Source organism: Phenylobacterium sp. (genome assembly GCF_036495085.1).
GTDB lineage: Bacteria > Pseudomonadota > Alphaproteobacteria > Caulobacterales > Caulobacteraceae > Phenylobacterium.
Window position 1 is genome coordinate 21,621 of the sequence record NZ_DASXNL010000185.1, and the last position, 13,077, is coordinate 34,697.

Sequence of the window (13,077 nt, forward strand, 5' to 3'; positions counted from 1 at the left end):
GACGCCGTCAGCCCTCAGTGTTGGCGCCGCCGCCCCCCGGTCAGAACTCCAGCACGATCTTCCCGAAATGCTCGCCGCCCTGCATGGCGGCGAAGGCGTCCTTGACCTGCGTCCAGGGGAACACCTTGTCGACGACGGGCTGGATGCGATGCAGCTCGATGGCCCGGCACATGGCCTCGAACATGTCGCGCGAACCGACCGAGAGCCCCTGCAGCTTGGCCGAGTTGCCGATCAGCACCGCGGGGTTAAAGCCGCTGCCCAGGCCGGCCACGACGCCGATGATGGCGATGTGGCCGCCGATGCGGATCGCCCGGATGCTCTGCTCCATGGTCCCGCCGCCGCCGACCTCGATGATCATGTCGGCGCCGACGCCGCCCGTCGCCTCTCGGACCGGACCAGACCATTCGGGGGTCTGGCGATAGTTCACCAGATGGTCTGCGCCCATCGTCTTGGCGCGCGCCAGCTTCTCGTCCGAGGAGGAGGTGATCAGGGTCCGCAAGCCCGCGGCGTGGGCGAACTGCAGGCCGAAGATCGAAACCCCGCCCGTGCCCTGAAGGACCACCATCTCGCCCGGTTGCAGATCGCCGTCTTCGAAGAGCGCTCGCCAGGCGGTCAGTCCTGCGCAAGGCAGGGTCGACACCTGGTGGTCGGAAAGGAAATCCGGGACCTTCGAGACACCCTCCTGGCTGAACACCGCCAGCTCGCGCCCCGCGCCCGGGATCGGCGATCCCAGGGAAGAGCTCAGCTTGTCGAGGTTCGGCGGTCCGGAGATCCAGCGTTGGAAGAACATCGTGGCCACCCGGTCGCCCAGCTTGACCCGCGTCACGCCCTCGCCCACCGCCTCGATGATCCCGCAGCCGTCGGAGAAGGGTGTGATGGCGCCTCCGCTCGTCGCTCCGCGAGCATACATCCCCTGCACCATCAGCAGGTCACGATAGTTCAGCGAGACCGCCCGCATCCGCACCAGCACCTGGCCGGGACCAGGCGAGGGGTCAGGCGCCTCGGCGACCTTGATCGCATCGAGTCCCCACGGAGCGTCGACAGTAAGTGTGCGCATATCCAGCCTCCAGACAGAGGCATCTTCAGCGCCTCGGCTCGCGGCGCAAGGCTATCCCTAGGTCAGCTCCGCAGGCTGGGCAGGAGCGCCTGGTCACCCCACTGGGCCGGATCATGGCCGAAGATCATCACCGTCCCGGGGCCTCGCAGGGCCAAAAGCGCGTCAAGGGAGCGGTTCATTGCGGGGTGGTCTGAAAAGTCGGGGAAGTTCCGGCTCTCGACGACCTGGCTGTTGTAGCAGGCGTCGCTGACCAGGATGTGGTCGCCCGCCGCGCTTCGCACCCGCAGGGACTGGTGGCCCGGCGTATGGCCTGGACTGGGCGTGCAGGTGACGCAGCCGTCGCCGAACAGGTCGTGCTCTCCGTCGATCAGTCGCAGCTGATGACCGAGGTCGAAGAACCGCTTCGCAAGGAAATATCGGGAAGCCAACTCATCGTCGAAGCCGGCGGCCCATTCCGTCCGCTGAACGACAAGGGTTGCGTTCGGGACCTGGTGCAGTCCGCCCGCGTGGTCGAAATGCAGATGCGAAAGCACGACGTAGCGGACGCGATCCGGATCGATATCCAGCCGCTGCAGGTGGCTTGTCACCGTGTCCTGCGCTGCGAACGTGACGTCGAGGTCCTGGCTCTGCAAAGCCTGGCGGTAGCGATCCTGCGGGTCTTCCAGCGCCGCGTGCAGGCCGCAGTCGAAGAGCGTCACGCCTTCGGGATGCTCGATCACGTAGAAGGGCACGGGCACCTGGACCCGGCCCCCGGTCATGCCGAGCCCCTCTGCGGGACTGTGAAACTGGCCGCAGACACATCCGAACAGACGCATGCTCCGTCTCCTTCAGGCCGGGTCGAGCCGGCGGATGCCGTAGAGACGCGCTGCGCCCACAAGGCCAATCACGCACATCGCCGACATCAGAAGATAGCCGCGCGAGCCGAACCGGTCGAACAGAGGGCCAGAGGCCATGGTGGCGAGCCCGCTGAGCACACCGCCCGAGAGCGCCGAGTTCAGCGTCTGCGCCGCCGAGGCGGTCCGCGCGGTGGAAAGCCGTTCGGCCAGCTGGACCGACGCCAGGAACGTCGCGGCGTAGCTCAAGGCGTGCAGCGTCTGCAGCGGAAAAAGCGCCCATAGCGGCGGCGAAAAAGCCAGGGCCGTCCAGCGGAGCACCGCGCCGGCTCCGCCCAGCATCAACAGGTTGCGCGCCCCGACCCGCCGCCGCCAGGGCTCCAGGAACCACATGAAGCCGATCTCGGCTGAGACCCCTACCGCCCAGAGCACACCGGTCACGTCCTCGGCGATCCCTTCCCGCTTCCAGGCCAGGGTCGAGAAGCCGTAGTAGAAGGCGTGGGCGGACTGGATCAGGCCGGCCGAGACGACAGCGACCATGAACGCCGGGTCGCGCAGCAGGCTGCCCAGTCCCGCCATCCGCTCGGAGAAGGCGATGGCGTCGCCGCCTTCGTGGACCGGGTCGGGCGGCAGCATGAAACGCGCGGCGAACGCGGTGAGCGCGACGGCGGCGACCATCCACACCAGGACGAGGTCTGAGGATCCCCGCGCCAGGATCGCCCCCATCCCGAGGTTCCCGACGATGAAGGCCGCCGAGCCGATGCCGCGCGGCCAGCCGAAGTTGAAACCGTCGCGTCGGGCCCGCGCCAGGACGATGACATCGGCCAGCGGCGACAGGGTCGAATACATCGAGGAGGCCGCGAACCAGACCACGGCCCACCAGGCAAAGCCCAGCGGCAGGGCCATCAGCACGTAGGCGATCGTCACCGCCACCGAGAGCAGCGCGAGCGCGGTGCGCCGCAGCTTGAAGCTGTCGGCCCAGACCGCCAGCAGCGGCGCCGTAAACGCCCTGGCCAGCATGGGCAACGACAGGATGAGGCCGATACGGCTGCCCGAGAGGCCGTGGTGGGCGAACCACACCGGCAGATAGGGCGAACTGGCTCCCGTGCCGATGAAGATGGCCCCATAGAACAGGCCCAGGCGCACGGTGAGCGGCATGATCGGCGGCTTTACACGGAGTCGCGGTTGCTGCGCGCGGGCGGGCGCGTAATGTCTGAACACCGATAATGGAGGCGTCCCCCATGGCCCGCACCGACAGCCGCGCGAACAGCCGCGACGGCGAGCTTCGCGCCCGCGCCGAGGCGGTCATTCCAGGCGGGATGTATGGCCATCAGTCGACCGGCCTCCTTCCTGAGGATTATCCGCAGTTCTTCGAGCGGGGCGAGGGCGCCCACATCTGGGACGTCGACGGCCGCCGCTATCTCGACTTCATGTGCGCCTACGGCCCGAACCTGTTCGGCTACGCCAATCCGCAGATCGATGCGGCCTACGTCCGCCAGCTCGGCCTGGGCGACACCATGACCGGCCCGACGGCCCTGATGGTCGAACTCGCCGAGACTTTCGTCGCCATGGTCAGCCACGCCGACTGGGCGATGTTCTGCAAAAACGGCACGGACGCCACGACCATGGCGCTGACCACCGCGCGGGCCCACACCCGCCGCAAGGTCGTGGTCCGCGCGAGGGGCGCCTACCATGGCGCCGCACCCTGGTGCGTGCCCCGCCCCGCCGGCACCACCGAGGCCGACCGCGCGCACCAGATCCTTTGCGATTACAACGATGTCGCCAGCCTGGAGGCCGCCGTGGCCCAGGCCGGAGACGACCTTGCCTGCGTCTTCGCAGCGCCCTTCAAGCACGATGCGTTCATCGACCAGGCCGAGCCGCTCCCCGCCTACGCGAGGCGTGCGCGCGAGCTTTGCGACGCATCCGGGGCGCTCCTGGTGGTGGATGACGTGCGCGCAGGCCTGCGGCTCGCCCGCGACTGTTCGTGGTCGAAGATCGGAGTGCAGCCGGACCTGTCGACCTGGGGCAAGTGCATCGCCAACGGCCATGGCCTTTCGGCGCTGTTAGGCTCCGACAAGGCGCGCAAGGCGGCCGCCTCGATCTTTGTCACCGGATCCTTCTGGTATCAGGCCGCCCCGATGGCCGCGGCGCTGGAGACGCTTAGGCTCGTCCGCGAGACCGACTACCTGGAGCGGATCACCGCGCTGGGCGAACGGCTGCGCGCGGGCCTGGCGGAACGGGCCTCGGCGGCGGGCTTCTCACTGCGCCAGACCGGACCGGTCACCATGCCGCTCTTCCTGTTCGACGACGACCCGGACCTGCGCAAGGGCTTCTACTTCTCGAGCCAGATGCTGGAGCGAGGCGTCTACGTGCATCCCTGGCACAACATGTTCCTTTGCGCGGCCATGAGCGAGGCGGACATCGAGGCCGCGCTCGACGCCGCCGAAGCCGCTTTCGGCGCGCTGAGACTGCAGGCGCCGGGCCTGGCGCCGGTCGAGAAGCTGGCTTTCCTGACCACCGGCGGAACGAGGTAGCGGCGATGGAAATGCCCGAATACGCCGGCTACGACGGCCTGGGGCTCGCCGAACTGGTCGGCAAGCGCGCGGTGACGCCGCTGGAGCTGGTCGAGGCCGCGATCGAGCGGATCGAACGGCACAATCCGATCCTGAACGCCGTGGTCTACAAGGGCTACGACGACGCTCGCCGCCGGGCGAAAGGTGAGCTTGCCGAGGGGCCGTTCCGCGGCGTGCCGTTCCTCATCAAGGACCTTGCGATGCCGGTCGCCGGCTGGCCGCGAACCTCCGGAAGCCGCTTCGCCAGGGAGGTCGTGGACACCGAGGATGGCGGCCTGACCCGGCGCTATCGCCAGTCCGGCGTGATCCCGCTCGGCAAGACCAACACCCCCGAGTACGGCATCACCGGGACGACGGAGAGCGCCCAGCTGGGCGCGTGCCGCAACCCCTGGAACCCCGGTCATATCGCCGGCGGCTCCTCCGGGGGCGCGGCCTCCGCGGTCGCGGCAGGGATCGTGCCCATGGCGCATGCTTCCGACGGCCTGGGCTCGATCCGCATCCCGGCCGCCTGCTGCGGCCTGGTCGGCCTGAAGGTCACCCGAGACCGCAACCCGAACCTGCCCGACGGCTACGACTACGCGCTCGGCAACGTGGTCGACCACGTCGTCACGCGTACGGTGCGCGACAGCGCCGCCATGCTCGACGCCACCGGCTATGCCGAGCCCGGCTCGCCCTACCCGGCGCCGCCCAAGGAGCGGCCCTACGTGGACGAGGTCCAGCGCGGCCCCGGCAAGCTGCGGATCGCGTGGTCCTGCGAGACACCCTCCGGCCGCCCGATCGAGCCCGAGATCCAGGCCGCCCTCGAACGCACCGCCGCGCTGCTGAAGGGCCTCGGCCACGAGGTGATCGAGAAGGGTCTCGGCATAGACTATCGCGCGCTCTTCGCCTCGCGAGCTGCGGCCGCGGCGGCCAACTTCGCCGCCGGCATGGCGCGCCTGATCGAGCAGGTGGGCCGCGAACCGGAGGAAGACGAGCTTGAGCCCCTGACCTGGGCCTCGCTGAAGGCCGGCCGACGCGAGACTGGTGCGGACGTGATGCGCTCCTTGCAGGAGACGCGGATGCTGAACCGTAAGACGCTCGCCTTCTTCGAGGACATCGACGTCTACCTGACGCCGGTCCTTGGGACGCCGGTGCCCGCGATCGGCTTCATCGATCCTGTGAACCTGGAGCCGCGTGAGGTGAACCGCCGCCAGGGCCGGACCTTCCCCTTCACCCCGCCGTTCAATTTCTCCGGCCAGCCGTCGATGTCGCTGCCCCTGGAGCAGGACGCAAACGGACTGCCGATCGGCATGATGTTCTCCGGCCGCTACGCCGACGAGGCGACCCTCTTCCGCCTCGCCGCTCAACTCGAGAAGGAAGCGCCCTGGAAGGACCGCCGGCCGCAGGTCTGGGGCTGATGAATGTCTGGAGCCGCCGAAACTGGCTGACCGTGGCGGCCGCGGGCGGGTTCGCCTCGGTGGCTTTTGGAGCATTCGCCGCGCACGGCGTGGCCGACCCGCGGGCGCAGGAGCTCCTGAGGACCGGTTCTCTCTACGGCTTCATCCACTGCCTGGCGGCCTTTGCGGCCGTGGCCGTCCAGCAGATGGGCGCCAGGCGCGCGCGCTTCGCCCCGGCCTTCTTCCTCGCGGGCGTCGTCCTCTTCTGCGGCTCCCTCTTCGCCATGGCGCTGGGCGCCCCGCGGTGGCTCGGCGCGGTGACGCCGATCGGAGGGCTCTGCTTCCTGGCCGGCTGGGCGGTGCTGGGCTGGGCGGCTCGCGGGCTCGCGGCAGACTAAGCGCCCGCCTTCGCCTTCTTGGGCAAGGCAAGGAGGTGCAACGCCGCCGCCGAGCCCGTCAGCGCGACCAGCATGACAACCGCCATCGGCCTGGGGGTCCCGTCGTGCAGCACGCCGGCGGCGGCCGAGGCGAGCGCCCCCATTCCGAAGGAGACCGCCCCCATCAGCGCCGAGATCGCGCCCGCGCGGCGCGGGTCGACGTTGAGCGCCCCGGCCATGGTGTTGCCCTGCAGGAAACCGTAGGTGGAGAGCAGCGCCAGGAGCAGCGGGAGCACGCTCCAACGCTCACCGACGCCGCTCACCGCGGCGACCAACAGCAGGACCGCGACGCCGACGGCTATGAAGCTGGAGCGGGCCAGCACCTGGTCGGGCGTAAAGCGCCTGAGCAGAAGACGGTTCACCTGATTGCCGCCGATGATACCCACCGCGTTCGCCCCGAACACCCAGCCGAAGGCGGACGGGGCGATGCCGTAGGTCTTGATCAAGAGATCCGGCGACGAGGCGATATAGGTGAACAGTGTCGCGCCGTTCAGCGCCCCGGCCAGCGCGTAGCCCAGAAGTCTGGGCTCGCGTAGGAGCGCCAGATAGGCCTGCACCGGCCCCTCGGTCGCTGCGTGCGCGGTCGTTTCCTCTGAACGGCTCTCCTTCAGCCGCCGGAACCCTGCCAGGCCCACCGCCACGCCGAAGGCGGCCATGAACCAGAAATTCAGCCGCCAGCCGCCGAACCCCAGCAACGCCCCGCCGAGCAGGGGCGCCAGGATGGGCGCCAGGCCCATGATCAGCATCAGGAGGGAGAGCATTCGGGCCGTCTCGGTATGGCCGAAGCGGTCACGGACCACGGCGCGGGCCACGACGCCTCCGGCGCAGGCTCCCAGGGCCTGCATGAAACGGGCGCCGATCAGCATCGCCGGCGATAGCGCCAGTGCGCAGCCCACGGAGGCTGCGATGTAGATCACCGTGCCCAGGAGGATCGGCGGCCGGCGGCCCAGCCTATCGGAGGCCGGCCCGTAGAAGAGTTGTCCCACCGCCATGCCCGCCAGGAACGCCGAGACCGTCGCCTGCGCCTGGCCGGCCGAGGCCCGCAGACTGACCGAGATCGCAGGCAGGCTCGGCAGGTACATGTCGATGGCGAGCGGGCCCATGGCGGTCAGCGCGCCCAAGAGCACCACCAGCCCCCAGGGTGTACGTTCAGGCTCGTGGCCGGCGATCATGCCGGCCTTCTTAGCGGCTTTGCCGACGCTGTCTTCCCCGGTTCCCGTCTTCCCCGTTCCGCCGGCGGCCATTTGCTGCAAAGCTGCCGATCAAGAGGGAGCCCCGTCATGTCCGCGCTTGAAAGCCAGATGCCGCCCGTCAGACACGCCGCCGTCAACGGCATCGAAATGGCCTACTACGAAGCCGGCCCCCGCGAGGGCGTCCCGATCATCTTCTGCCACGGCTTCCCCGAGCTTGCCTTCTCCTGGCGCCACCAGCTCAAGGCCTTCGAAGCCGCCGGACGCTGGGTCGTCGCGCCGGACCAGCGCGGCTACGGCCTGACCTCACGGCCGGAGGCGGTCAGCGACTACGACATGGAGCATCTGACCGGTGATCTTGTCGGCCTGCTGGATCACCTGGGCGTCGAGAAGGCGATCTTCTGCGGCCATGACTGGGGCGGGATCGTGGTGTGGCAGATGGCGCTTATGCACCGCGAACGGGTGGCCGGCGTCATCGGCCTCAACACGCCCTTCATGCCGCGTGCGCCGGCGGACCCCATCGGCCTGATGCGCATGCGTTTCGGACCCGATATGTACATCGTCTGGTTCCAGAACCCCGGCGACGCCGACCAGGTGCTGTCGGCCGACGTCGAAAAGACCATGCGCTTCTTCATGAGAAGGCCCGCGGCGCTGGCCGCGGCGGCCGAGCCGGCGGAGGGCGGATCGACCTTCGCCTTCAAGGCTCTTCTGCAGGCCTGGGACGCTTCGGACACCGGCAACCAGCTTTTGACGCCTCAGGAACTGGCCGCCTTCGTGGAGTCCTTCGAGCGCACCGGGTTCACCGGCGGCGTCAACTGGTACCGCAACTTCACCCGCAACTGGGAGCGTTCAGAGGGCTTGCCGGCGCGGATCGACGACCTGCCCTGCCTGATGATCACCGCCGAGAAGGACGCGGTCCTGTCGCCGGCCATGGCGGAGGGCATGCCTGGCATGATCGGCGACCTGGAGATGCACATGGTGGCCGGTTCCGGCCACTGGACCCAGCAGGAAAAGCCGCAGGAGGTGAACCGGCTCATCCTTGACTGGCTGGACAGGCGTTTCCCGAAGTAGATTAGGGCATGGAACGCAGCACGCCGCCTCCCGTCGTCTCAACCGCCGCCAACCGTCGCGGACTATTTGCGGACAACGAGCCGTTCGCCTCCGGGTGGTTGCCCGCCGACGGCGTGCATGAAGTCTTCTACGAGCAGTGCGGCGCACCGAACGGCAAGCCTTGCGTGATCCTGCACGGCGGCCCCGGCGGCGCCATCAACCCGACCATGCGACGCTTCTTCGACCCGGCGAAGTGGCGCATGACGCTGTTCGACCAGCGAGGCTGCGGCAAGAGCCGACCCAACGCCAGCCTCGAGGAGAACACCACCTGGACCCTGATCCAGGACATCGAGCGGCTGCGCGAGCATCTGGGGATCGAAAAGTGGTGCGTGTTCGGCGGATCGTGGGGATCTACGCTGGCGCTGGCCTACGCGATCAAGCACCCCGAACGCGTCGAGAGCCTGATCCTTCGGGGCGTGTTCCTGCTCACCCAGCGTGAGCTCTCCTGGTTCTATCAGGATGGCGCCTGCATGATGTTCCCCGACGCCTGGACCCGCTTTTGCGCGCCGATCCCCCTTGCGGAGCGCCACGATATGATCGGCGCCTACCACAAGCGCCTGACCCATCCGGAGCGGCGCGTTCAGGCGGAAGCCGCCGCGGCGTGGAGCCAGTGGGAAGGCGACACCATCTCGATCCGCGGCCCCGAGGCCAGGCCCTCGAAGTTCAACGAGATCGACTTCGCCATCGCCTTCGCCCGCATCGAGTGCCACTTCTTCGCCAACCACGGCTTCTTCCCCGAGGAAGGCTGGATCCTCAAGAACGCCCACAAGCTGAAACACATTCCGGGCTGGATCGTGCAGGGCCGCTTCGACGTGGTGACACCCATGGAGGCGGCCTGGAAGCTGAAGGGCGCCTGGCCCGACGCACGCTTCGAGGTGGTGTGGGACGCCGGCCACGCCTCCACCGAGCCGGGGATTGTTGACGCCCTCGTGCGCGCCGCCGATCAGGCGCTCGCGATCTGAGACACCGGTTGCGCGTTGACGTCACGCGGCGCAACCTCCCGGCGAACCGGGCGCGTCCCGGAGCCAAGGGAGGAATACCAATGCGTCATACGCTTTTCGCCGCGGCCGCTGCTGTCGGTCTGCTGGTTGCAAGCGCCGCCTCGGCGCAGATGTCCCACTACAGCGCTAAGCTGGCGGGAGCCGCGGGCGTCAAGGGGACCGGTGAAGTCGAGGCCATGCTCGACGGCAAGACCTTCACCTATTCGGCCAGCTTCAAGGACCTGACCGGACCGCCGGTGGCGGCTCACTTCCACAACGCCGCCACACCCGGCGGCGATGGCCCCCCCGTGGTGGCCGCGGTCGCCGGTCCTAGCCCGATCAAGGGCACGGCGACGCTCACCGACGCGCAGATCGCCGACCTCAATGCGGGCAAGTGGTACTTCAACATCCACACCGCCGCGAACAAGAACGGCGAGATCCGCGGGACGCTCATGCAGGCGAAGTGAGGCCCGATGGCGGGGCTCGTTCGCCTAGAGCAGCGAGCCCTTGCCGCTGGTGACCTCGGAATAGCGGTGCACGCGCACGGCCATCACCAGACCGAAGCCCACCATGACCGTCAGCATCACCGTGCCGCCGTAGGAGAGCAGCGGCATCGGAACGCCCACGACCGGCGCCAGACCCATCACCATCGAGCCGTTGATCAGGACATAAAGGGCGAAGGTCGCCGTCACGCCCGCCGCGGCCAGCCGGCCGAAATGGCTGTGCGACAGGTAGGCGGTCCGCAGCGCCATGAAGATCACCGCGGCGTAGAGCGCCAGGATCGAGACGCACCCTACGAATCCGAACTCCTCGGCGAGCGTGGCGAAGATGAAGTCGGTCTGCTTCTCCGGCAGGAAATTGAGCTGGCTTTGCGAGCCCAGACCGTAGCCCTTGCCCAGGAGGCCGCCGGACCCCAGGGCGATCTTCGATTGCAGGATGTGGTAGCCCGAGCCCGAGGGATCGTTCTCCGGATCGAGGAAGGTGGTCAACCGCTTCCTCTGATAGTCATGCATGCCGAACATGATCGCCGGCGGCACGAGCAGGACAACGCCCAGCAGGCCGGCCGCGATCAGCCGCCAGGATAACCCCGCCAGGATCACCACGATCGCGCCGGTCATCAGCATCAGCAGAGCCGTCCCGAGATCGGGCTCCTTGGCGACCAGGGCGACGGGCGCAAGGATCAGGATCGCCGGGACCAACAGCCACCAGGAGAGCTGGGCGCTCTTGCCCGACAGGCCGTGGTAGAAGCGCGCCAGCGCCAGAACCAGCCCTATCTTCATGATCTCGGAAGGCTGGATGGTGATCGGGCCGGCCTGCAGCCAGCGCTGCGCGCCGAGCGCATGGTGCCCCACCAGGTCGACGGCGATGAGCAGCAAAAACGCCAGGCCGTAGAGGGGATATGCCAACACGAACCAGACCCGCAGGTCGATGAGGCTGAGCACGATCATGATCACGAAGAAGACGGCGTAGCGCGCCAGATGCGGCGCCGCCCAGGGCATCCAGGACGAGCCTGCGATCGAGAACAGCATCACCGCGCCGGCGCCGGCGATCAGCGTGACGGTGAGGCAGAAGATCCAGTCGATCTCCCCGATCTTGACGATCAGCCGGTCGCGCTCGCCGGGGCGGGTGAGGGCCGAGACGGTCATGTCGTTGGGGTCCCAGTCGGTGCTGTGGGGTCGCCCGGCGGGGCTGGATCGACGACGTCAGGGTCTGTCTGCGTCGCCGGAATCTCGGGCATCGGCAGCGGCTTTTCGACCCGCGCGCGGATCTCGGGGTCCTTGAGCAAGGCCGTGCGCATGATCTCGCGCGCCCGGGGCGCAGCCGCACCCGCGCCGAAGCCGCCGTGTTCGACCAGAACGCTCATCGCATAGCGCGGCGCATCGGCCGGCGCGAAGGCGATGAACCAGGCGTGGTCGCGATACTTCCATTCACCGTGGACACCATGCACGCCGTGGCCGCTCGCGTAGTTGAAGGCCTGCGCCGTGCCGGTCTTGCCGGCCATCCGGATATCGCCAAGGCCGAGGTCGCCGTAGGCGGCGGCGGTGCCGGAGGTGGTCACCGCGACCATGGCGTTGCGGACGAAGTCGATGTGCTCGTCGCTGAACGGCAGGTCGCCAAAGGCTGCGCCTGACGGCTGCTGAACGCCTCCGATGGACTGGACGAGACGCGGATGCAGGGCCTTGCGCCCGTTGGCCAGCCGCGAGGCCTGCACGCACAGCTGCAGCGGATTCAAGTGGGTGTAGCCTTGACCGATGCCCATGCTGGGCGTCTCGCCAGGATGCCATACAGGGTCGTGCGGGAAGGCGCGGCGTTTGTAGGCGGTGTCGGGGACCAGTCCCTGTTTCTGGCCGGGGATGCCGATGTCGAAGATTTCCCCCAGGCCAAAGCCGCGCGCGACCTTGGCGATCTTGTCCGGCCCGACGGCCAGCGCGCACTGGTAGAAATAGATGTCGCAGGACTTGGCGATCGCCATCTTCAGGTCGAGCGCGCCGTGCGCCTCGTCGCAGTGCCAGACCCGTCCGCCCCAGGCCCAGGCCTTGCCGCAGACGTGCACGGTCCTTGGGTCGTAGCCGTTCTCCAGCGCCGCCAGGGCGACCATGGTCTTGAAAGTCGAGCCCGGCGGATAGGTGGCGGTGAGCGCCTTGTTGAAAAGCGGCTTGTGGTCGTACTGCGCAAGCGCCCGGTATTCCGCCCCGGTCAGTCCGCGTACGAAGCGGTTGGCGTCGAAGCTGGGGCCGGAGAACATGCACAGGATGTCGCCGTTGCGGCAGTCCATCATCACCGCCGCCCCACTCTCCTCACCAAACACCTCCATGGCGCGGTTCTGGATGTCGGAGTCCAGCGTCAGCACGATCTCCTGGCCGGGGATCGCCTTGATGTCGCCGGCCGGGTCGGCGGAGACCTCGTGGCCGTTGGCGTCGACCTCGACCTTCTGGGCGCCTGGCTTGCCGCGAAGCGGCAGGTCGAAGGCCTGCTCAACGCCCTGCCGGCCGATCCGGAAGCCGGGGTTCAGGAGGATCGGGTCGGCGTTGGGGCCGGTGGGCGTCAGGTCGCTCTTGTTGACCTTGGCCACGTAGCCAATCACGTGGGCGAAAGCCCCGCCGTAGGGATAGACCCTGACCTCGCCCATATCAGCGGTGACGCCGGGCAGCTCCGGGGCGCGGATGTTGATCGCGCTGAACTGCTCCCAGCTCATGTCTTCCATGATCTGCACCGGTGAGCGGCGCGGCGCATTGGCGATGTCCTTCAGCAGCCGCGCCTGGCGGCTGTCATCCAGCGGCACGAACTCGGCCAGGGTCTTCAGGGTCTGGGCGGGATCGATCCCCTTGTCCTTGGCCACCATCAGCCGGAAGTTCGGCCGGTTGGACGCCAACACGACTCCGTTGCGGTCGACGATCAGCCCGCGCGGCGGCGGCGTCAGCTTGAAGTTGAACTGGTTCGACGCCGACAGCTTCTCGTAGCGCTGGGTCTCGATCAGCTGCAGATGCGCCAGACGCCCGCCGAGCGCCAAGAGACCCACG

Annotated in this window: 12 protein-coding genes; 6 read left to right on the plus strand and 6 right to left on the minus strand. The window is 68.3% G+C overall.

The window, feature by feature from the left end; genetic code table 11:
- Positions 1–40 precede the first annotated feature (40 nt).
- From VGI62_RS20870 to VGI62_RS20880, 3 genes are all read right to left on the minus strand, one after another.
- Positions 41–1,057 (minus strand): NAD(P)-dependent alcohol dehydrogenase, encoded by a 1,017-nt coding sequence (locus VGI62_RS20870; protein ID WP_331506503.1) that lies wholly within the window; start codon positions 1,055–1,057, stop codon positions 41–43.
- 62 nt (positions 1,058–1,119) lie between these two features.
- Positions 1,120–1,872, minus strand: coding sequence for an N-acyl homoserine lactonase family protein (locus VGI62_RS20875; protein WP_331506504.1), 753 nt, complete (start codon positions 1,870–1,872; stop codon positions 1,120–1,122).
- 12 nt (positions 1,873–1,884) lie between these two features.
- Complete coding sequence (locus VGI62_RS20880) at positions 1,885–3,048, minus strand: MFS transporter (RefSeq protein ID WP_331506505.1); 1,164 nt, start codon at positions 3,046–3,048, stop codon at positions 1,885–1,887.
- An 83-nt stretch (positions 3,049–3,131) separates the two neighbouring features.
- Here VGI62_RS20880 and VGI62_RS20885 point away from each other — a divergent pair, with 83 nt between their 5' ends.
- From VGI62_RS20885 to VGI62_RS20895, 3 genes are read left to right on the plus strand one after another with little or no spacing between them, the layout of a single operon-like run.
- Positions 3,132–4,424 (plus strand): aminotransferase class III-fold pyridoxal phosphate-dependent enzyme, encoded by a 1,293-nt coding sequence (locus VGI62_RS20885; protein ID WP_331506506.1) that lies wholly within the window; start codon positions 3,132–3,134, stop codon positions 4,422–4,424.
- 5 nt (positions 4,425–4,429) lie between these two features.
- On the plus strand, positions 4,430–5,860 hold the full coding sequence (locus tag VGI62_RS20890; RefSeq protein WP_331506507.1) for an amidase: 1,431 nt from the start codon (positions 4,430–4,432) through the stop codon (positions 5,858–5,860).
- Positions 5,860–6,237, plus strand: a complete 378-nt coding sequence (locus VGI62_RS20895; RefSeq protein ID WP_331506508.1) for a DUF423 domain-containing protein — start codon at positions 5,860–5,862, stop codon at positions 6,235–6,237. Before VGI62_RS20890 ends, VGI62_RS20895 begins: the two co-directional genes overlap by 1 nt.
- On the opposite strand, the gene VGI62_RS20900 is transcribed toward VGI62_RS20895, so the two are convergent.
- Positions 6,234–7,448, minus strand: a complete 1,215-nt coding sequence (locus VGI62_RS20900) for a multidrug effflux MFS transporter (protein WP_331506509.1) — start codon at positions 7,446–7,448, stop codon at positions 6,234–6,236. The genes VGI62_RS20895 and VGI62_RS20900 overlap by 4 nt on opposite strands.
- Before the next feature lie 108 nt (positions 7,449–7,556).
- Between VGI62_RS20900 and VGI62_RS20905 the strand changes: the two genes are divergently transcribed.
- From VGI62_RS20905 to VGI62_RS20915, 3 genes are all read left to right on the plus strand, one after another.
- Positions 7,557–8,537: an alpha/beta hydrolase gene (locus VGI62_RS20905; RefSeq protein WP_331506510.1), complete on the plus strand. Its 981-nt coding sequence runs from the start codon at positions 7,557–7,559 to the stop codon at positions 8,535–8,537.
- Positions 8,538–8,545: 8 nt separating this feature from the next.
- Positions 8,546–9,538 (plus strand): prolyl aminopeptidase, encoded by a 993-nt coding sequence (gene pip, locus VGI62_RS20910; RefSeq protein WP_331506511.1) that lies wholly within the window; start codon positions 8,546–8,548, stop codon positions 9,536–9,538.
- A gap of 80 nt (positions 9,539–9,618) precedes the next feature.
- Positions 9,619–10,023 (plus strand): CHRD domain-containing protein, encoded by a 405-nt coding sequence (locus VGI62_RS20915; RefSeq protein WP_331506512.1) that lies wholly within the window; start codon positions 9,619–9,621, stop codon positions 10,021–10,023.
- Between the two features lie 24 nt (positions 10,024–10,047).
- Here the strand turns inward: VGI62_RS20915 and rodA are convergent, their stop codons facing one another.
- Complete coding sequence (gene rodA, locus VGI62_RS20920) at positions 10,048–11,202, minus strand: rod shape-determining protein RodA (protein WP_331506513.1); 1,155 nt, start codon at positions 11,200–11,202, stop codon at positions 10,048–10,050.
- The coding region (mrdA, locus tag VGI62_RS20925) for a penicillin-binding protein 2 (RefSeq protein ID WP_331506514.1) at positions 11,199–13,077 on the minus strand (1,879 nt) is incomplete at its 5' end. The genes rodA and mrdA, both read right to left, overlap by 4 nt.